This window comes from Neisseria sp. CP9, from assembly GCF_047758525.1.
Lineage (GTDB): Bacteria > Pseudomonadota > Gammaproteobacteria > Burkholderiales > Neisseriaceae > Neisseria.
The window spans coordinates 1,797,048-1,815,570 of record NZ_CP180502.1; the positions used below are offsets into that span (position 1 = coordinate 1,797,048).

Annotated in this window: 19 protein-coding genes and 1 pseudogene; 3 read left to right on the top strand and 17 right to left on the bottom strand. The window is 52.3% G+C overall.

Annotated features, from left to right (window positions below):
• Positions 1-90: 90 nt before the first annotated feature.
• The 8 genes from ACMYUL_RS08600 to ACMYUL_RS08635 all read right to left on the bottom strand — a co-directional run bounded on the left by ACMYUL_RS08600 (position 91) and on the right by ACMYUL_RS08635 (position 7,007).
• Entirely contained in the window at positions 91-309 is a 219-nt protein-coding gene (locus tag ACMYUL_RS08600; RefSeq protein ID WP_009311034.1) for a hypothetical protein, read from the bottom strand.
• Positions 287-520: an RNA-binding S4 domain-containing protein gene (locus tag ACMYUL_RS08605; RefSeq protein WP_002221492.1), complete on the bottom strand. Its 234-nt coding sequence runs from the start codon at positions 518-520 to the stop codon at positions 287-289. Before ACMYUL_RS08605 ends, ACMYUL_RS08600 begins: the two co-directional genes overlap by 23 nt.
• Before the next feature lie 89 nt (positions 521-609).
• Positions 610-1,107, bottom strand: a complete 498-nt coding sequence (locus ACMYUL_RS08610; RefSeq protein ID WP_415769985.1) for a sel1 repeat family protein — start codon at positions 1,105-1,107, stop codon at positions 610-612.
• A gap of 241 nt (positions 1,108-1,348) precedes the next feature.
• Positions 1,349-2,236 carry a cell division protein gene (locus tag ACMYUL_RS08615; RefSeq protein WP_415769987.1) on the bottom strand — a complete coding sequence of 296 codons (888 nt, stop codon included), beginning with the start codon at positions 2,234-2,236 and terminating at the stop codon, positions 1,349-1,351.
• A gap of 182 nt (positions 2,237-2,418) precedes the next feature.
• A complete protein-coding gene (locus ACMYUL_RS08620; protein WP_415769989.1) occupies positions 2,419-4,218 on the bottom strand; it encodes a bifunctional biotin--[acetyl-CoA-carboxylase] ligase/type III pantothenate kinase in 1,800 nt (599 codons plus the stop codon).
• A complete protein-coding gene (gene rfaE2, locus ACMYUL_RS08625) occupies positions 4,215-4,718 on the bottom strand; it encodes a D-glycero-beta-D-manno-heptose 1-phosphate adenylyltransferase (RefSeq protein WP_415769991.1) in 504 nt (167 codons plus the stop codon). The genes ACMYUL_RS08620 and rfaE2 overlap by 4 nt, the downstream gene beginning before the upstream one ends.
• A 236-nt stretch (positions 4,719-4,954) precedes the next feature.
• On the bottom strand, positions 4,955-5,725 hold the full coding sequence (locus ACMYUL_RS08630; RefSeq protein ID WP_415769993.1) for a TIGR03915 family putative DNA repair protein: 771 nt from the start codon (positions 5,723-5,725) through the stop codon (positions 4,955-4,957).
• A gap of 19 nt (positions 5,726-5,744) precedes the next feature.
• A complete protein-coding gene (locus tag ACMYUL_RS08635) occupies positions 5,745-7,007 on the bottom strand; it encodes a putative DNA modification/repair radical SAM protein (RefSeq protein WP_415769995.1) in 1,263 nt (420 codons plus the stop codon).
• Positions 7,008-7,251: 244 nt separating this feature from the next.
• Between ACMYUL_RS08635 and ACMYUL_RS08640 the strand changes: the two are divergent.
• A pseudogene (locus ACMYUL_RS08640) lies at positions 7,252-7,394 on the top strand (IS30 family transposase); the annotation flags it as partial.
• Between the two features lie 114 nt (positions 7,395-7,508).
• On the opposite strand, the gene ACMYUL_RS08645 reads toward ACMYUL_RS08640, so the two are convergent.
• The 4 genes from ACMYUL_RS08645 to ACMYUL_RS08660 form a co-directional block, all read right to left on the bottom strand.
• Positions 7,509-7,940, bottom strand: a complete 432-nt coding sequence (locus ACMYUL_RS08645; protein WP_415769997.1) for a glycine zipper domain-containing protein — start codon at positions 7,938-7,940, stop codon at positions 7,509-7,511.
• A gap of 122 nt (positions 7,941-8,062) precedes the next feature.
• Positions 8,063-8,858, bottom strand: a protein-coding gene (locus ACMYUL_RS08650) for an IS5 family transposase (protein ID WP_415769999.1) whose coding sequence is annotated in 2 segments (ribosomal slippage) — positions 8,063-8,491 and positions 8,493-8,858 — 795 coding nt in all. Because the reading frame shifts where the segments join, the coding sequence is not laid out codon by codon here.
• 202 nt (positions 8,859-9,060) lie between these two features.
• The gene (locus tag ACMYUL_RS08655) at positions 9,061-9,153 is read right to left on the bottom strand and encodes a methionine/alanine import family NSS transporter small subunit (protein WP_009311042.1); all 93 of its coding nucleotides are present in this window, start codon (positions 9,151-9,153) and stop codon (positions 9,061-9,063) included.
• Positions 9,150-10,685: a sodium-dependent transporter gene (locus ACMYUL_RS08660; protein WP_415770001.1), complete on the bottom strand. Its 1,536-nt coding sequence runs from the start codon at positions 10,683-10,685 to the stop codon at positions 9,150-9,152. Before ACMYUL_RS08660 ends, ACMYUL_RS08655 begins: the two co-directional genes overlap by 4 nt.
• 461 nt (positions 10,686-11,146) lie before the next feature.
• Between ACMYUL_RS08660 and ACMYUL_RS08665 the strand changes: the two genes are divergently transcribed.
• On the top strand, positions 11,147-11,365 hold the full coding sequence (locus ACMYUL_RS08665; protein ID WP_070496432.1) for a cell division protein: 219 nt from the start codon (positions 11,147-11,149) through the stop codon (positions 11,363-11,365).
• A 154-nt stretch (positions 11,366-11,519) separates the two neighbouring features.
• Here ACMYUL_RS08665 and ACMYUL_RS08670 read toward each other — a convergent pair whose 3' ends face one another.
• Positions 11,520-12,419, bottom strand: coding sequence for a metal ABC transporter solute-binding protein, Zn/Mn family (locus tag ACMYUL_RS08670; RefSeq protein ID WP_415770004.1), 900 nt, complete (start codon positions 12,417-12,419; stop codon positions 11,520-11,522).
• Positions 12,420-12,941: 522 nt separating this feature from the next.
• On the opposite strand from ACMYUL_RS08670, the gene gap reads away from it, so the two are divergent.
• Positions 12,942-13,973, top strand: a complete 1,032-nt coding sequence (gene gap / locus ACMYUL_RS08675; RefSeq protein ID WP_060974969.1) for a type I glyceraldehyde-3-phosphate dehydrogenase — start codon at positions 12,942-12,944, stop codon at positions 13,971-13,973.
• A 269-nt stretch (positions 13,974-14,242) separates the two neighbouring features.
• On the opposite strand, the gene ACMYUL_RS08680 is transcribed toward gap, so the two are convergent.
• The 4 genes from ACMYUL_RS08680 to ACMYUL_RS08695 form a co-directional block, all read right to left on the bottom strand.
• Positions 14,243-14,764, bottom strand: a complete 522-nt coding sequence (locus ACMYUL_RS08680) for a hypothetical protein (protein ID WP_415770006.1) — start codon at positions 14,762-14,764, stop codon at positions 14,243-14,245.
• A gap of 90 nt (positions 14,765-14,854) precedes the next feature.
• Positions 14,855-15,232, bottom strand: coding sequence for a cytochrome C (locus ACMYUL_RS08685; RefSeq protein WP_246830443.1), 378 nt, complete (start codon positions 15,230-15,232; stop codon positions 14,855-14,857).
• Between the two features lie 89 nt (positions 15,233-15,321).
• Complete coding sequence (locus ACMYUL_RS08690) at positions 15,322-16,917, bottom strand: peptide chain release factor 3 (RefSeq protein ID WP_415770008.1); 1,596 nt, start codon at positions 16,915-16,917, stop codon at positions 15,322-15,324.
• Positions 16,918-17,073: 156 nt separating this feature from the next.
• Positions 17,074-18,492: an alanine/glycine:cation symporter family protein gene (locus ACMYUL_RS08695; RefSeq protein ID WP_415770010.1), complete on the bottom strand. Its 1,419-nt coding sequence runs from the start codon at positions 18,490-18,492 to the stop codon at positions 17,074-17,076.
• Between the last annotated feature and the right edge of the window lie 31 nt (positions 18,493-18,523).

Sequence of the window (18,523 nt, forward strand, 5' to 3'; positions counted from 1 at the left end):
AAAACTTTGTCGGATACAAGTATCCAACCTACGGCTTTTGAAAAGTAAAAGGTCGTCTGAAAACGCGGTTGCCATCCAGCCGAACCGTTTTCAGACGACCTTTCCGTTCTCTTCGTCGTCCGACCAACCCGCTTCTTTCAATTTCCGCTGTTGTGCGTCGTAGCGGGCTTTATCCGACCAATAAATTGTCTGGATGCAGGCATCGCCGCAATCGCTGCCGCAGCATTCCCACGACTCGGGGCGGACGGGTTCGTCTAGAAGCGGCTCGCCCAAGAGGGCTTCGGCTTTATTCTTCAGGGTCGTATCCATCGGCGATTTCCAAGCGCGCGCCGTCAAACTCGATGACTTCGCCGCCGCGTATTTTGGCGGTTTTGCGGGTTTCGGTTTCGCCGTTGCGCAACACCAGTCCTTCGGCGATAAACGCTTTCGCCTGTCCGCCGCTTTCGGCAAGTCCGGCGAGTTTTAACAGGTCGCACAGGGCGATGTATTCGTTGTCTTCGAGGTAGACGGTGGCTTCCATGAGGTTTCCTGTGATGGGGAAGGTTTGAATGTGTGAAATTGTAGCATAGGTCGTCTGAAAGCCGTTTCAGACGGACAAAGGCTTCGGCATCAGCGTTGCAATTCGCGTTGCAAGGCTCTGCAGGCGGCATCGTTTTCGCCCATGCAGGAACGTTGCAGTGCCTCCAGCCGTTCTTGGCGTTTGGCTGCACGGTCTTCTGCCGTTTGATTACGCATTTCCTCTTCGGTTTCTTTGGCGTTGCGGCAGGCGTTGTCATAGCCGCCTTTGCAGGCTTTGCGGTAGAGTTCGAGGGCTTTGGGGTAGTCCATGCCCAGTCCGCTGTATGGGTCTAAATAGAGGTTTGCCAATACGTTGCAGCCCTTCATGTTTTTGCCGTCGCAGGCTTTCTTCAGCGGCAGGTAGGCATCGGTGGGACTTTCCAGATAGTCGCGGGTCCAAATGCCGAGAGTGACGCAACTGTCGAGCTGGTTGTGGGTGCATTGTGTGATTAGCTTTTGATAGGCTTCGTCGTCATAGTCTTCGGCGTATGCTGCCGGCAGCAGTCCGAGCAGAAGGGCAAACAGCAGGGAGGTTTTGGCGGGTTTCATGGTTTCTCAAGAAGCTTTGTGCGGATAAGGGTTTGTCAGTGGTTTATAGTGGATTAAATTTAAACCAGTACGGCAAGGCGAGGCAACGCAACGCCGTACTGGTTTAAATTTAATCCACTATACAACGTGAAGGCGATATCGGTGTCAATCTATTCAGATGTTCAAAAAGGGTTTGACTGCCGCCTAATCTGTTGCATCTTTGCAAAAGGTCGTCTGAAAACTTTCAGACGACCTTTGGGTTTTATTTGCAGGTTTTCATGTTCAGGCTGCCGTAGCGTCCGACGATGTTGCGGATTTCCTGTGCGTCTTTTTCATCGACCGACATGAAGATAATGGTCATGCGGGAGACGCTGAGGGTGCTGTCAGCGGCGTTGCCTTTGTCGTCTTGTTCGACGATGCGCGCGCCGCCGAAGCCTGCTGCGGACAGGCGCGAGATGAGGACTTGGGCGGAGGAGCGGCTTTTCATGACGCCGAGGCTGATTTCGCCGTTGTAAAGCGTGCCGTTGAAGCCTTTGTTGCCGAGTGCTTCGAGGCGGTTCATGGCTTCGCTGTCGGCGGGCAGCAGGACGCGGAAGGTTTTGGCGGCTTGGTCTTTTGCTGCGCCGCGTTTTTCAACGGTGCGGCTGGCGGCGTGCGGCCAACGGGTCAGCAGGCCTTTGATGCGGTGGTAGTCGTCTTCGTCCAGGGTAACGCTGGCGTTAGACGTACATTGGCGGGCGGCGGATGCGTTTTTGGCGGCGGGATTTTCGTTGGCGGCAGCAGCCGGATTGGTGTTTTCGGCGGCGGCTTTTTCTTTTTCGCGGCGGGCTTTTTCTTCACGTTCTTTTTTTTCTTTTTCGCGGCGCACCTGTTCCTCTTCTTCTTTTTTCTTGCGTTCGGCTATGGCTTCTTCGGATTCGGGCTCGGGCAGGTCGGCTTGTGTTTCGTCGGTTTGCAGCCAGTCGGGTTGCGCGTTGTCGGCAGGCGCGGGGGCTTGCTGCGGGCGCAGGGATTCGGGTTGGGCGAGTTCGTGGGCACCGCCTTCTACGGGTGCGGCGTTGGGGGATTTGGCGTTGTTGAGGCGGTGCGTAATCATGCCGCCGAAGACGATGATGTTGAGTGCCACGAGGGCGGCGAAAAGCCATTTCATGAGTTGTTTTCCTTTTTTGTGTTTGGTTGCCGTTTCGGTGTGCGGGCGGTTTTGTGTTGTTATTGGTTGTGGCGGATCGGCGTCAAAGCCAATCGGCTGAAGTTTGCTGCGTCTGAAGGTCGTCTGAAAAGCGGTGTTGCGTTTCAGACGACCTCTTTGAATCTGCGCTACGGCATTGCTGCTTATTCGGGCAATTTATCAGGCTGTTCATGCTCTTGCGCGACCCAGTTCAATAAGCCGTAAATGACGAGATTATCTACAATTTTTACTGTATTGTCCAAAACAAACTGCTTGGGCAGGGCGTTGACGACTTTGCTTGCGCCGCCGCCGGTGATGATGACGTCAACGGGTTTGCCTTCGCCCGTTTTTTGTTGCAGCCGCCCGTGCATCATGATGACGGCGCCGCAAACGGCATCCATCATGCCGCTGGTGATGGCGTTGGGCGTGGTGGTGGGGAAGGGGTACACTTTTCCGGCGGGGCGGTCGAGGTTGGCGGTTTTGGCGGCGAGGGCTTCTTTCATGAGGTGGAAGCCGGGCATGATGGTGCCGCCGAGGTAATGGTTGTCTTCGGTGAGTGCGTCGGTGGTTACGGCGGTGCCGCAGCTGACGACAACGCAGGCGTTTTGGCTGAAACGGCGGCTGCCCAAGGCGTTGAACCAGCGGTCGGAGCCGTGTTCGGCGGGGTTGCGGTAGTGGTTGCGGATGCCGAGCGCCTGCGGCATGGAGGGCAGCCAGCGGACGGGCGCGGTCAGGTGGGCTTCGACCAGGGCTTTTTTGAGGTCTCCGCACACGGCGCAGCCCACGATGCGGGTGCGGTCGTCTGAACGCGCTGCCCATTCTTCGCCGAGCCTGCCCAAGTCGCGGTACGGCGCGCGGGTAACTTCGTTGAATACGCCGTTTTCCACCCATGCCCATTTGAGCTGGCTGTTGCCGCCGTCGAGCAGGAGGAGGCGTTCGGGCGCACGCGGCGTTGCGGCTTTGGGCGTGTCGTCGGGGCGCAGGCTGATTTCGCCGCTGACGACGGTTTGTTCGCCTGTGGCTGTTATCAGGTGCAACGCGCCTTGCGCATCCACGCTGAGTACGGTGCCTTCGCTTACGGTTTGCCCGTCACGCAGGAGCAGGACAGGTCTGCCGTGGTCGCGGTGGGCGGTTTGGTATTCTTCGAGGAAGGGGGCGAACCCATTTTGCGCGTATTGCGTCAGCACGGCATTGAGTTCGCCCAACAATTTGTCCAACAGCGTTGAAGCGGGAATGCAGTGTACGGAGGCGGTGCCGCGGGCAAGCTGCGCGTTGTGAAAAAGGGCTTGGACGGAGGCGGCGTTTTCAACTTCTTTGGGCAGGACGAAATTGATGCCTATGCCGATGACGGCGGCGGTTTTGCCCTCGTTTCGGACGGTTTCGATTAGGATACCGCCGAGTTTGTCCCTGCCGGCGACCAAATCGTTCGGCCACTTGATTTGTATGTCCAAACCCGATGCTGCCAAGGCACGGCGGCAGGCGAGCGCGACGGCGGGGGCGAGCGAGCCGAGTTCGTGCTGCGGTTTGCCGAATACCCAGCCGAAGCTGAACATCAGGCATTCGCCCAGCCGGTGTGTCCACTTGCGTCCCTGCCGTCCGCGGCCTTTGGTTTGCAGATGCGCGACGCAGAGCGATTTATGGGCTTGTTCGGGAGAAATACGCGCCAGATTCAGGATTTCGTCGTTGCTGGACGTGCATTCGTGTTTTAAGGTCGTCTGAAAACCGCGTTCCGCGCCCAAACGCTGCAACGCTTCTTCGTCAAACAAGGCAAGCGGGCGCACGAGCCGCCATTGCCCGTCGTGCTGGCGCAGCAGTCCGCGGATGTGTGCGGGCATCTGTTGCCAAAAGCCGTTGAGCTGGTGCGGCTTCACGCCTGCGATACGCGCCAGATGGGAAACGTGTTGCGGCAGACCGTCGGCAAGCTCCGCCAAAACCCGACTGTGCGGCAGTTTCGGCGCGGTCATTTGCCGCCCTCGGCTGCTCGGATTTTTTCCAGTGTTTTCGTGGTGGAAGTCTGGTGCAGGAACGGAATGGAAAACACTTTGCCGCCGCGCGCCAGCGTTTCTTGCGCACCGACGATTTTTTCGACTGGCCAGTCGCCGCCCTTAATCAGGATGTCGGGTTTGATTTGCTCGATCAACTCGGCGGGCGTGTCTTCGTCGAACCAAGTAACCAAATCCACGCTCGCCAATGCCGCCGCCACCGTTGCGCGGTTTTCCAGCGGGTTGACGGGGCGGTCGTCGCCCTTGCCCAAACGGCGCACGGACGCATCCGTGTTCAAAGCCAGCACCAACGCCGCCCCCGCCGACCGAGCCTGCGCCAGATAGGTAACATGCCCCCTGTGCAGAATATCGAAACAGCCGTTAGTAAACACCAGCGGGCGGGGAAGCTCGTGCAAACGCTGCGCCAATTCTTCGGGCGGGCAGATTTTGCGTTCGAAATCGGGGAGGGACCAGTCAGACATAATCGGGATTCCGTTGGGGATAAACAGACAGGCGGTATGATACCGAAGCGGGCGGAAAAGGTAAATTTGAGGGAAAGAGTAAGGGGTCGTCTGAAAAGGCGGATTTGGACAAAATTGCGACTTTTAGGTAATGAATAGGCTGAGACCTTTGCAAAATTCCCAAAATCCCCTAAATGTCCGTGTGGGAATTTTGCAAAGGTCTTGAACTGTCCGAACCTGTTTTCAGACAGGTATTTTTAATCGAAAACAGCAGGTTGTTTTTCAGTAAGGTATTTCCAATAGCGTTGCGGCATTTGTTGGCGGTGCAACCTGGGATTGCGTCGGGATGGAATATTGCTGCTGTTGAAATAGTCCTGCCAAAGGGCTTGGTAACTGCGTTCGTTTGGGGCATACGATGTTTGGATGCGGTCGGCTTCAAGCCCGTTGATTGCGTGCAGGCCGTTTGGGTCGCTTAAGATGCCGTAATGGCGCTGCATATCGAATATCGCCCATTGCTGTTGCGGATAACGGTTGCGGAAATGGCGTGTAATCAAAGGCAACACGTCGTATTGAGGTTCGATACGCGCGAGATACAGACCGTCTGACAGCTCTTCAAAACGGACAAACGCTTCCATCCGGTGTTTTTCATGTCCGACGGTTTTCACCCATTGCACCCATTGCATCACATCGTAAAGACCGTAATCGCAGAGCACGTTTTTGCGCATCGGGCGGGCAAGCATCAGGTTGACAATGCGCAGAAAAGTGTCGGGCATCTCAGGCAGGGCGATTAAAAAACCATACAGCAGTTTGACCATACCGCTGCGCCCGATTTGTTGTTCGAGCCGTTTGAAAACGCGCTGGGCGCGTTCGGGGGAGGTGGTAACGGTTTCGCTGCGGCTGAATAAATCCGTATCCTGCGCATCATGGGTAATATGCACGTCTTCAGGAGCGTATTTGCAGGCGTAAACATGAAACACGGTGCTCAACAGACCGTCGAAGCTGCCGTCGTAGTGCAAAGTGATTTGCATAATGTTGACCTTTTCATTATCAGCCGAACAGATCGCTTTGCACGGCATCGCTTTGGCTGAATTTGGAGCGTGTGTTTTGTAAAAGCAGGCTTCGCAGTTGCGGGCTGTCGATTAGGTCGGCGTAGCGGTTGGGTTCGGGCAGGGTGATGAAATAGCGTGCGCGGTTTAGTGCCACGCCCATTTTTCTCAGTTGTGCCATGGTGATCATGCGGAAGCGACGGGCTTGCACGATTTTGCGGGCGGACTTTACGCCGATGCCGGGCACGCGCAAAATGATTTCAAGCGGCGCGTGTTGCAGCGGCACGGGAAACCATTCGCGGTGGCGCAGCGCCCAAGCGAGCTTGGGATCGAAATCCAAGTCGAGAAAAGGTTGCTGTTCGTCTAAGATTTCATGATCGGAAAAGCCGTAAAAACGCATCAGCCAATCTGCCTGATAGAGCCGGTTTTCCCGCCGCAGCGGCACTTGCGTCGATAAAGGCGGCAGGCGTTTGTCTTCCAATACCGGTACATAGCCCGAGTAATACACGCGTTTGAGACCGTAATGGCGGTAAAACCCGCCGGCAGCGCGGATGATTTGGCGGTCAGTTTCGCCTGCCGCGCCGATAATAAACTGCGTGCTTTGCCCGGCAGGGGCGAACTTGGGCGTGGATTTGATGGTTTTGCGGCTGTCGGCAAAGGAAACGATTTCGTTACGGACAAACGCCATCGGTTGCGTCATATCGCTGTGTTTTTTTTCGGGCGCGAGCAGCTTGAGGCCGGAAACGGTGGGGATTTCCATGTTGACGCTGAGGCGGTCAGCATACAGCCCGGCTTCATGAAGGATTTCGGCAGACGCTTTGGGAATCGTTTTGAGGTGGATGTAGCCGTGGAATCCGTGTTCTTCGCGCAATTTTTTGGCAATCCGCACCAAGCGTTCCATGGTGTAATCGGCATTTTTAAAGATACCGGAACTCAAAAACAGCCCTTCGATATAGTTGCGGCGGTAAAAGCTCATGGTCAAATCCACCACTTCATCGACCGTAAACGCCGCGCGCAGGATGTCGTTGCTGCGGCGGGAAGCGCAATAAGCGCAGTCGTAGATGCAATGGTTGGTCAGCAGGATTTTCAGCAGCGATACACAGCGGCCGTCTTCAGTGAAACTGTGGCAGATGCCCGCACGCGAAGAGTTGCCCAAGCCTTGCCCGCCGTTGCCGCGCGAACCGCCGCTCGACGAGCAGGAAACATCATATTTGGCGGCATCGGCTAAAATTTCGAGTTTTCGGCTGATTTTTTGATAATCCATAGCTGAACTTTTATTAAGTGGAATAATATTTTTTATTATAATTGTTAGATTTTATTTAGTCATCTAAATTTTTTCTTAGTTCGTGAGGAGTGATTCAGACAGGTATGATGCCTAGCGGATTTGGATTTGGATTTGAATTTGGATTTGAAGTGGAACTTTCCCTAATAGAAAAGACCAGTATGCGATAGCATACGACCGTTTTCTGCAAGAAAGACTGCTATAAGCTACACAAAAATGTACATAGGGAATCATCCGGCAATGCTTCCCTAAACAAACCGATTTCCGAAAGATGAGTGATTGGGAGAGACGCAGGGTTCAAGATGAGGTGAACTGCCGACCAAGAAAAAAACACTTGGCTATGAAACGCCAAGTGTTTGTTGTACTTGAAATTAGAATCTAAGGTCGTCTGAAAACGGCTTGGGCATACCCAAGATTGGAAGGTGTTTTAACCTTGTTTCAGGATTTCAGACGACCTTTGGTTCAACTATTCAGACGAAGGGATTAATCGTCGTCGTAATCATAGTAATCATCGTCCCAGTCGCGGTAGTGTTTGCGATGATGTTTGTGTTTGTATTTCTTTTTGTAGTGCGTATCGCGGTAGTACGAATCGCCGTAGTCGTAACCGTAGCGGTCATAGTCGTAGTCATAGTAGCGGGAATCGCGGTAACGGCGGTCGCGCAAGGCGATGTCTTCATCTTTTTGGTTCATTTTTTTGTTGTGGTAGGCATAGGCGTTGCCTGCCAAACCACCTGCCACTGCGCCGATGATTGCGCTTTGTCCGTCGTTGCCCAGCAGACCGCCCAAGGCTGCGCCTGCCGCTGCGCCGGCGAGGGTGGCTTTTTTCTGGTTTGCCGTGCCTCGCGCTTCCGCGTGGATGGCGGGGAGGCTGAGGCTGGCGGCGAGCAATACCGCCATAAGTGGTTTCATGGTCATTGTTTCTTCCTTTCGTGAAACACGGCAGATGCCGGAGTTATTTTCATTATAATCAGCCCTTTGTTTACCTTCGCCCGCCTGTGGAAAATTAGCGTAAACAAATAGACCTCTTGCGAAAATATTCATCCCATCGCATTAACCAGTCCTGCAATCAGATTTACCCTTAACCCGAACCGTTTCCGCCTGTTGCGGTAAGGCAGCGACAAGATTTTGAATATCTTCAGTTTCCTGTTGATGTGCTCGATGACGGTTCTGAGTTTGCCTAACCGCCTGTTCGCCTCTTTATCCTGTTTGTTCAGCGGATGATGTTTGGATTTCTTTTTCGGGGTCTGTAATCCGGTTTTAGCCAATCCTTGATAACCCTTATCCGCAATGACTATTTTGTAGGGATAAAGCTCTGCAAGGTGCCTCTTGGCTAAACGCATGTCATGCTGAGCACCCATCCCCGTCCGGATGCTGATGATTTTTTCAGTTTCTCTGCCGTATATGACCTGGATTTTAACCGTGTGCCGCTTTTTCTTGCCGCTGTAATACTGCCGCTGTTTTTTTGGGACGTTCAATCGGGCTTTCGGTAACGTCAATGATGACCGTTTGATCGCCCGGATTCTTGTGTTTTGGCAGGGAAAAGCGTTTGCAACGGATGAGGGCGTCCTCGGTTTTACGGATGGTGCGGCAGACATTACTTTCAGAAAGGCCGTAGATGGCGGCCAATTCGAGTTGGGTATGGTAATGACGCAGATAGCTCAGGGTAAGCAGCAGTTGGTCTGCCAAGCTGAGCGTATGCGGCCTGCCTGACTTGACCTTCCGGCTTTCTGCTTCTGTGGTGACTTTCAGCATTTCGTGAAAAAGGACGGGCGTTACACCTGTGAGCCGTTTGAATTCCCTGTCGCTTCTTTGGATGAGGTTTTCGTATTTCATTTGGGAATTGTAAATCTTCAGGATACTTTCGCAAAAGGTCTAATGTTGCTTTTGTGCGGTACGGTTACTCGGCTGATAGATGGAAAGCTTGGTCTGTCTTGGATTTGGCGGCAATAAAACGCCCCGAAGCCACAACGCGGTTTCGGGGCGTTTGGGTTTCAGACGACCTGTGCGGTGTCTGCAACACTTGTTGGAAAAAAGCCTATTCTTCAGGCAGCCGCCATACGGACAGAATGAATCCGCCCCAGATGACGACGAGTGCGATAATCATCATGACGATGGCTGAGGTGCTCATTCTTTGTCTCCTTGTTCATGTTCGTGTTCGTCTTTGACGTTGAAGTTTTGACCATGCTTCCAAGGCAGAAGCGACAGTACCACGGAGATGACAATCAGACCGATCGACATGCCCCAGCCGAAGATATTGAGGAAATCGCTGGGATATTTCGAGTAGTTTTCTTTAAGCAGGCCGATTGTGTCTTGGTACAACATATAGCCGAGCATGGCAACGGTAAAGATGACGCTGGCAGTCCAAATCGCACCGACGCGGACGGAGGAGAGCGCGTTCAGGTGGTTGCGCAGTTCGGGCAGTTTGCGCAGGGCGATGATGGCCAAAACATAGACGAAGCCGGCGGCGACGATGCCGTAGGTGTTGACGAATTTGTCCAATACGTCCAAAACGGGCAGGCCGGTGGTCGTGCCGAAGAGCAGAGTGGAGATAATGCCCATCGGAATGCAGACAAGCAGGGTAGCGTTGACGCGGCCGATGTTCAATTTGTCCTGAATGGCGGCAACGATGACTTCGACGATGGAAATCATCGAGGTAATGCCTGCGAATACCAGCGAACCGAAGAACAATACGCCGATCAGCGCACCCATCGGAGCTTGGTTGATGATGGTCGGGAAGGCGATGAAAGCCAAACCGATGCCGCTGGAAGCAACTTGACTGACGGCTTGTCCATTGGCTTGTGCCATAAAGCCCAGCGCGGCGAATACGCCGATGCCGGCGAGCAATTCAAAGCTGCTGTTGGCAAAGCCGACAACCAAGCCGGTACCGCCCAAATCGGTTTTTTTCTTCAGGTAGGAAGAGTAAGTCACCATGATGCCGAAGCAGATGGAGAGCGAGAAGAAAATCTGACCGTATGCGGCGACCCAAACTTTGGGATCGGAAAGTTTCGACCAGTCGGGCGTAAACAGCGCGTCCAAGCCCTTAGCCGCGCCCGGCAGCGTCAGCGAGATGCCGACCATGATGATGAACATAATCAAAAGCAGCGGCATGAAAAACGACGATGCGCCTGCCACACCTTTTTGTACGCCCAAAGCCATGATGATGCAGGTAAACAGCCATACGCCGATCAGCGGGCCGACGACTTTGCCGACAAAATCCAAGCCCAAGGCTTCAGGGCCTGCCATGTTTAAGAAGTCTTTAAAGAAAAACGCCTGCGGATCTGCGCCCCATGCCGCGTTCAGCGAGTAATACGCATAGCTTGCCGACCAGCCGATGATGACTGCGTAGTAGATACAGATGATGATATTGGCCATTACGTTCCACCAGCCCACAGGCTCGAACCAGCGGCCGAGGCGACGGAAAGCCAGCGGGGGCGAGCCGCGGTAGCGGTGGCCGATGGCGTAGTCGATCAGCAGCAGCGGGATGCCCGCAGTTAAGAGCGCGACCAGATAGGGTAGGAGGAACGCACCGCCGCCGTTTTCGAAGGTGATGTAGGGGAAGCGCCAAATGTTGCCCAGGCCGACGGCAGAACCGATGGCGGCAACCATAAACGCGCGGCGGTTGCTAAACGTCGCGCGTTCGTTTGTTTTGGAATCAGACACGTTGATACCTCTTGCTTTGATGTGGTATGAAAACAGCCGCTTGGCAGCTTACGGTTATAGAAATGAGGTCTGACAGGGGTAATGTCGTCTGAAAAAACAGTCGGCTTGTGGCCTTTGTTTACAATCTATGGCTGTATCGTAAAAAAATTTAACAGGCTTGGCAAGTGGGAAAAACGGATTTTTAGCTGTATTTCAGGCAGTTTGGTGAAGATACGGGAGTATGGTCGTCTGAAAACAGGATTTAAGGTTTTTCAGACGACCCTTCTTTTGAAGAGGAGCATCCATCGTTCTTGGATGTAAAAAATTAATAACGTTATCAAGTATTTATTTTGTTTAAAAATATATTTTTTAATTTATTTCGATTATAATGATATCGTTTTACATTTGTATTCGGTAGAAAGTAATCTTTTTAACAAGTTGTATTTCCTATAACCCTCTGATTTTCATCGAAAGGAATCTTCATGAAAAGTTTTGGCAGCACTTTGTTTATCCTAGGTCTTTTAGCGTTCGGTTTGAATTATATGAATGCTGTGCCGAAAGTTTTAGCATGGATTTATAACTGGGGAGAAGATACTGCAATGTGGATTAAAGCCGGTGTTACCGGTGGCGGCGCTTTGATTTGGCTGCTGGGTCATTTTGCCGAAAAAGGTGCACAAGAAGAATTGGAAGACGACGAGTAAAGTGAGTGTCAATGCTGCGGTCGTTGTCGATATACAATGATGCAGCGCTTTCAAAACGAATGATAAAAGGTCGTCTGAAACGGGTTTGGCTTAGTTTGCCAAGCTTGTTTCAGACGACCTTTTGGTTTGTCAGCGCACGCTGAATACTGCGGTTTTATTTTTTCATCGCATCAGTCAAGGCTTTGACGTTGTAGCGATACATGCCGATGTAAGTATTGGCAGGTGCGCCGCCGAGTGCGTCGGAGTAGAGCTTGCCGCTGACGTTGACGCCGGTTTCTTTGGCGATGCGGTCAACCATGCGCGTGTCTTTGATGTTTTCGGTGAACACGGCTTTGATGCCTTCGCGTTTGATTTGGCGGATGATGGAAGCCACTTGTTTGGCGGACGGTTCGGCTTCGCTGCTCACGCCTTGTGGGGCGATGAACTCGATATTGTAGCGTTTGCCCATGTAGGAGAAGGCATCGTGTCCGGTCAGGACTTTGCGCTTGGCAGCGGGAACGGCGTTAAACGCAGCTTGAGCGTCGCTGTGCAGTTTTTTCAGCTGTACTTGGTAGTTGCCCAAGCGTTGTTGGTAATAGGCTTTGCCTTCGGGGTCTGCCTGAATCAGGGCGTTGGCGACGTTTTGGGCGTAGGTCGTCATCAAGACGGGGTCGGTCCAGACGTGCGGGTCAAATTCGCCGTGGTCGTGGTGGTGGCCTTCGTGGTCGTGATGATGTTCGCCTTCTTCGGCTTTAAGCGCCTGTATGCCTTTGGTTGCTTCGGCAAAGGGGACTTTGCTTTGTTTGACGGCACGCTGCACGTCGGCGGCTTCCAAACCCAAGCCGTTGAGCAGGACTAATTTGGCACTGCGGATTTTTTTGATGTCGCCGCTGGTCATGTGATAGGCGTGGCTGTCTTGGTTGGCGCCGACCAAATTTTGTACGGCAACACGGTCGCCGCCGATTTGTTTGGTAACGTCGCCCAAAATGCTGAAGCTGGTGACGACGTTCATCGGGGCTGCGTAAACTGCGCCGGACATTAATGCAGCGATGACGCCGAGTTTCCAATGTTTCATGTTTTTCTCTCTCCAATTGATATAACGTAACATTTTTATTTTAAAACAGTGGGACGGAATCTTCAAGCAGCCTCCGCTTAAGAACGCGCTTTATGCCTTGAAAACGGGAGATTTGGGGAGGAGGGTAGGGGTTTGTTAATTTATTATGAAATTAGGCATAGGATTGTATTTATTGATTTTTAAGATAAAAGGGAGGGAATGGCGGGGAGTTTTGTTGCGTGATGTAGCGGAATTTGGTTGGAGATTATCTTTTTCAAATAAATAAAATCAGAAAGATGCGGGTTTTCCCTTTTTTGAGAGAGTGGGAAACCAAGATTAAATGTGTATATTTTAAATATAATTGAAATATAAATTTCCTTATATGGTGTTTTGTAGAACAAAATAATTCATTATCTTTTTGGGATAAAAATAAGCAGATATGATTGAACAAGATTTATTTGATAAAATGTTAATTACATCACACTACAATTTTGCTATAATGCGCGAATCAGTTAACCACCCTATACCCCAAAAGGAAAAAACATGGGCATTAAAGTCGCCATTAACGGATATGGCCGCATCGGCCGCCAAGTATTACGCGCCATCTACGATTACAACCTGCAAGACCAACTTGAAGTCGTCGCCGTCAACGCCAGCGGCAGCCTCGAAACCAACGCCCATCTGACCAAATTCGATACCGTTCACGGTCGCTTTAATGCCGACATTTCCCACGATGCAACCCATCTCATCATCAACGGCCGCAAAATCCCATTTTTCTCCACCCGCAACCCCGCCGAACTGCCCTGGCGCGACTTGGGCGTGGACTTGGTAATGGAATGCACCGGCTCGTTCACCAGCAAATCCAAAGCCAATGTCCATCTCGAAAGCGGCGCGAAAAAAGTGCTGATTTCCGCACCTGGCGAGGCTGACGTTGATGCGACCATCGTCTACGGCGTGAACGACGACGTGATTACCGACGACATGACCGTCATCTCCAATGCTTCCTGTACCACCAACTGCCTCGCTCCAGTCGCCAAAGTATTGAGCGAAAACATTGGCATCGTCAAAGGCGCGATGACCACCATCCACGCCCTGACCAACGACCAAACCGTGACCGACGTGCGCCATAAAGACTTGCGCCGCGCCCGCAGCGGTGTGGAAAACATGATTCCGACCAAAACCGGTGCGGCAAAAGCCGTCGGTTTGGTATTGCCTGAACTGAAAGGTAAACTCGACGGCCTCGCCATCCGCGTGCCGACCGTCAATGTCTCATTGGTGGATTTGAGCTTCCAAGCCGCGCGCGATACGAGTGTCGAAGAAATCAATGCGTTGATGAAGGCCGCTTCAGAAGAAGGTCGTCTGAAAGGCGTATTGGGCTACAACACGCTGCCGCTGGTGTCTATGGACTTCAACCACACCACCCAAGCCAGCACCTTTGACGCAACGCTGACCAAAGTAACCGACGGCAATATGGTCAAAGTGTTCGCCTGGTACGACAACGAGTGGGGCTTCAGCTGCCAAATGCTGAACACTGCCCGCCGTATGTTCGGTTTGGAAGTGCGCCCGTTTGAATAAAACGGATGGTTTGATACGCTAAAAGGTCGTCTGAAAACTTGAATTGCCCGGCAAAAATTGGGCGCGTATAAGAGACTGTTCGGACGTTTTGAATAAAACCGGGTTCTGTATATTGCAGGACTCGGCTTTTTTAATTTTAAACTGCAACACTCATGGTTGTCGTCATACCTAAAAAGATGAAGCACCTAGTTGTAGGCAGGAATAAAAAACTGCACCTTTGTGAAGGTGCAGTTTACGGGTTTCAGACGACCGAATGATTGATTTTGTCCTTAACGCTGCAAGCTTTTTGGGAAAGATTTTTTCTGTGAGACGGGCGCAAACTCAAACACTTTCTTGCGTGCATTCCATTGTAGCGGACGGATACAATTTTGATATTGTGCGCGTACTTTACCGCGTGTGTCTTCGCCGCATAATTCTCCACCCACGCCTAAATAAAGTTTGTTGCCGATGATTTTTGTTCCGACTGCGCCATGAAGAAATGCCTGTTTGGCAGAACCATCCGGTTGACCTGCAAAAACAGTGACCGCCCAGTCGCCGGAGCCGCCCAGATCAGGTGCGTTGGCGCAAGTGACCTTGCTCATGTCGTAGACAAAATCATGATAACCGTCGTTATTCAAATCGATAATATCCAAAGCTTGACCAACAGAGAATTTTCCCCCCATTTCACGGCAGGTTTGTTTATCTTCATTGATGGCTTCCTGTACTTTTTTAGGAATTGCTATGGGTGCGCGTTCGGCGGCAGCAAATTGCATGCTTGCCATGAATACTGCCGCTAAAAGCAGTTTTTGCATGATTTTCTCCGAATTAGGCTAAATTGGTCGGCTGTATCAGGTATCTATGCTTGTTGCTATACTGAGTTTTCAGACGACCTAAACCAAGACTTATGGTGTTGCGACTGTAAATGTAACATCCACATGATCTTTTTGCTGTTTCAATTCGAAACAATCGAATCCCTCGCTATTTACGCAAACATTGACTATTTTTTTGCCAGTCCATTGAATGGAGGTTTCCGTTTCTTCGTTTATTTGACGTTTCATATTACGGGTTGGCAGGGTTTTGGGCAGTACTCCGTTTCCCCCCTCTTTTTTTAAAGCAGCAGTATAAGCGTCAGATAAAGAGTTACCTGAATAACGGCATTTGGTCACGCCGAATTCTGTTCCATCCCATTTCTGTTTGCCGCAGGAGAGTTTGGCTCCGCCGGCGTTTGCGGCAGCAGTGGTCAGAAGCAGGGCGACAGCCAATACAATTTGTTTTTTCATCAACATTCCTTCAAATCATAGACGTAGATTGCATAAAAAAGATTCTAATCGTCTGTCCTGTCAGGGTTTCAGACGACCTTTTTAATCTATTACAGTTTTACCGAATGCTCGCGCGTTTCGTGGAACACGATGTCCGGCCAGCGTTCTTGTGTAAGTCCCAAATTCACGCGGTTGGGTGCGAGGTAGGCGAGGTTGCCGCCTGCGTCGATGGAGAGGTTGCCCGCGTTGGCTCTTTCAAACTCCGCCAGTTTTTTCTTGTCTTCGCACGATACCCAGCGTGCCGACCAGATGGATGCGCTGTCGAACACGGCTTCCACGCCGTATTCGTTGGCGAGGCGCGAGGTAACGACTTCAAACTGCAACACGCCGACCGCGCCCAAAATCAAATCTGCGCCGCTCATCGGTTTGAATACTTGAACCGCACCTTCTTCGCCGAGTTGTTGCAAACCTTTTTGCAGTTGTTTGATTTTCAGCGGGTTTTTGATGCGGACACTGCGGAACAGTTCGGGCGCGAAGAAGGGGATGCCGGTGAACGCCAGTTGTTCGCCTTCGGAGAAGCTGTCGCCGATTTGGATGTTGCCGTGGTTTGGGATGCCGATGATGTCGCCCGCGTAGGCCTCTTCCACCAGCTCGCGGTCGTGCGACATGAACGTAACCACGCTGGAGGCGGCGATTTCGCGGTTGATGCGCAGGTGTTTCATCTTCATGCCGCGCTCGAATTTGCCGGAGCAGACGCGCAAAAAGGCGATGCGGTCGCGGTGTTTCGGGTCCATATTGGCTTGGATTTTAAAGATAAATCCGGAAAACTTCGGCTCGTCCGGTTCGACCATGCGCACGGTCGCGTCGCGCGGTTTCGGCGCGGGCGCCCAGTCGATCAACGAATTGAGGATTTCCTGAATACCGAAGTTGTTAATCGCCGAACCGAAGAACACGGGCGTGAGTTCGCCGGCGAGAAATTCGTCGAGATTGAACTCGTTGGAAGCCGCCTGCACCAATTCGATTTCGTCGCGCAGCTGCTGGATTTCCAGCGGAAAGCGTTGTTCCAATTCGGGATTATTGATGCCTTTGATGATGTCGAACTCGTGCGGCAGGCGTTCGCCGCCTGCGTCGAAGAGATAGATTTCGTCGTTCAGGATGTGGTACACGCCTTTGAAGTTTTTGCCCATGCCGATCGGCCAGGTTACGGGCGCACAGCGGATTTTTAAAATGTTTTCCACTTCGTCCAGCAATTCCAAAGAATCGCGCACTTCGCGGTCGTATTTGTTCATGAACGTCACAATCGGCGTATTGCGCAGGCGGCAGACGTTCAAGAGTTTGATGGTTTGTGCTTCCACGCCTTTTGCCGCGTCGATGACCATCAATGCGCTGTCCACGGCGGTCAAAACGCGGTAAGTGTCTTCGGAGAAGTCTTGGTGTCCCGGCGTGTCCAAAAGGTTGACGGTGTGGTCTTTGTAGTCAAACTGCATCACGCTTGATGCCACGGAAATGCCGCGTTGCTTCTCGATTTCCATCCAATCGGAGGTGGCGAATTTGCCGGTTTTCTTGCCTTTCACCGTACCCGCGCTCTGAATCGCGCCTGAAAACAGCAAGAGTTTTTCAGTCAGCGTGGTTTTACCCGCGTCGGGGTGGGAGATGATGGCAAACGTGCGGCGGCGGCGCACTTGGTCGAGGATTTCTTGGGACATGGGCTTTCTTTGCAAAAAGGTTCAGGCCGCTTTTGCGACGGCCTGAGAAAGGGTTGAGATGGCGGGGATTGTACAAAAAAACATTAATCGGTTCAATGATTAGGGGATAAAAAAGGTCGTCTGAAAATTTTCAGACGACCTTTTTACGATTGCGGATTAAGCCTTGTCGTGGAATTCGTGGAATTCATATTGGTAGGACAAGTCTTTGCCGGCTTTTTTCTGCGCCAGATAATCGTCGTAAACGGCGCGGATTTCCTTGCGCAAGAGGAATAGGGCGATTAAGTTGGGGATGACCATGAAGCCGTTGAACATATCGGACAGGCTCCAAACCAAATCGACTTTGCCCAGCGTACCCAACACGATAGCCAGCAGCACGAGCGCGCGGTAGATGCCCAAGTGTTTTCCTCTGAAGAGGAAGCGGATGTTGGACTCGCCGAAGTAGTACCAGCCGATGATGGTGGTGAAGGCGAAGAAGGTCAGACAGACGGCGAGCAGTTGCGAACCGAAGCCGGGGAAGGCTTTGCTGAAGGCGAATTGGGTCACCGCCGCGCCTTGTTCGCCGGAAAGGTTGGCATCGGTCAGGAGGATAATCAGCGCGGTGGCGGTGCAGACCAATATGGTGTCGATGAAGACGCCGATAAATGCCGCCAAGCCTTGTTGAACGGGGTGGTTTACGTCGGCGGTAGCGTGTGCGTGCGGCGTCGAACCCATACCCGCTTCGTTGGAGAACAAGCCGCGTGCCACACCGAAGCGGACGGCTTCGCGCATACCGATACCGGCTGCGCCGCCTAAAACGGCTTCAGGATTGAAAGCGGCGGTAAAGATGTGGTTGAACATCGGTATGATGTGGTCGGAGAATTTGAACAGGATAACGACGGCACACAAGATATAGATAATCGCCATAAACGGCACGACGAATTGGGCGATGTTGGCAATGCGGTTAACGCCGCCGACGATGATCATGCCCGCGAGGACGGCGAGGACGATGCCTACTGCCAATGCCGGTACGTTAAAGGCGATGGTAACGGAGGAGGCGATGGAGTTTGCCTGCGTCGCGTTACCGATGAAGCCCAGCGCGATAATCAGGGCGATAGAGAAGAAGCCCGATAAGAAACGTGCCGCCCCGCGCCCGATTTTCGGGGTCAGACCATGCGTGATGTAGAACGCGGGACCGCCGATGTATTTGCCGTGGCTGACGACGCGGTATTTTTGCGCGAGCAAGGCTTCGGCAAAAATCGTGGACATCCCCAAAACGGCGGAAAGCCACATCCAAAAAATCGCACCCGGCCCGCCTGCGGTAATGGCGGTTGCCACGCCGGCGACGTTGCCCGTACCGATTTGGGCGGAGACGGCAACGGCGAGCGCTTGGAATTGCGACAAAGATTTATCGTCTTTGTCTTTTTTGGAAAACAAACCGCCGAAAACGGATTTAAACCCCGCCCCCAATTTAGTAATCTGCGGCGCGCCTAGATAGAGTGTGAAAAACAGGCCGATGCCCAAAAGGGCGTAAATCAACATGTAATCCCACAGAATCAGATTGACTGCGCCCACCAGTGCAGACAATGTTTCTTCCATAATTACAAACCTTATATTGAAAAATGAACAG

Excerpts from the sequence above, each read along its gene's own strand:
- ACMYUL_RS08615 (WP_415769987.1), bottom strand. The coding sequence starts at position 2,236 with ATGAAATGGCTTTTCGCCGCCCTCGTGGCACTCAACATCATCGTCTTC.
- ACMYUL_RS08635 (WP_415769995.1), bottom strand. The coding sequence starts at position 7,007 with ATGGATTATCAAAAAATCAGCCGAAAACTCGAAATTTTAGCCGATGCC.
- ACMYUL_RS08685 (WP_246830443.1), bottom strand. The coding sequence starts at position 15,232 with ATGAAAAAACAAATTGTATTGGCTGTCGCCCTGCTTCTGACCACTGCT.
- ACMYUL_RS08600 (WP_009311034.1), bottom strand. The coding sequence starts at position 309 with ATGGATACGACCCTGAAGAATAAAGCCGAAGCCCTCTTGGGCGAGCCG.
- ACMYUL_RS08690 (WP_415770008.1), bottom strand. The coding sequence starts at position 16,917 with ATGTCCCAAGAAATCCTCGACCAAGTGCGCCGCCGCCGCACGTTTGCC.
- ACMYUL_RS08645 (WP_415769997.1), bottom strand. The coding sequence starts at position 7,940 with ATGACCATGAAACCACTTATGGCGGTATTGCTCGCCGCCAGCCTCAGC.
- ACMYUL_RS08670 (WP_415770004.1), bottom strand. The coding sequence starts at position 12,419 with ATGAAACATTGGAAACTCGGCGTCATCGCTGCATTAATGTCCGGCGCA.
- ACMYUL_RS08665 (WP_070496432.1), top strand. The coding sequence starts at position 11,147 with ATGAAAAGTTTTGGCAGCACTTTGTTTATCCTAGGTCTTTTAGCGTTC.
- ACMYUL_RS08655 (WP_009311042.1), bottom strand. The coding sequence starts at position 9,153 with ATGAGCACCTCAGCCATCGTCATGATGATTATCGCACTCGTCGTCATC.
- ACMYUL_RS08620 (WP_415769989.1), bottom strand. The coding sequence starts at position 4,218 with ATGACCGCGCCGAAACTGCCGCACAGTCGGGTTTTGGCGGAGCTTGCC.
- ACMYUL_RS08605 (WP_002221492.1), bottom strand. The coding sequence starts at position 520 with ATGGAAGCCACCGTCTACCTCGAAGACAACGAATACATCGCCCTGTGC.
- gap (WP_060974969.1), top strand. The coding sequence starts at position 12,942 with ATGGGCATTAAAGTCGCCATTAACGGATATGGCCGCATCGGCCGCCAA.
- ACMYUL_RS08610 (WP_415769985.1), bottom strand. The coding sequence starts at position 1,107 with ATGAAACCCGCCAAAACCTCCCTGCTGTTTGCCCTTCTGCTCGGACTG.
- ACMYUL_RS08630 (WP_415769993.1), bottom strand. The coding sequence starts at position 5,725 with ATGCAAATCACTTTGCACTACGACGGCAGCTTCGACGGTCTGTTGAGC.
- rfaE2 (WP_415769991.1), bottom strand. The coding sequence starts at position 4,718 with ATGTCTGACTGGTCCCTCCCCGATTTCGAACGCAAAATCTGCCCGCCC.
- ACMYUL_RS08695 (WP_415770010.1), bottom strand. The coding sequence starts at position 18,492 with ATGGAAGAAACATTGTCTGCACTGGTGGGCGCAGTCAATCTGATTCTG.
- ACMYUL_RS08680 (WP_415770006.1), bottom strand. The coding sequence starts at position 14,764 with ATGCAAAAACTGCTTTTAGCGGCAGTATTCATGGCAAGCATGCAATTT.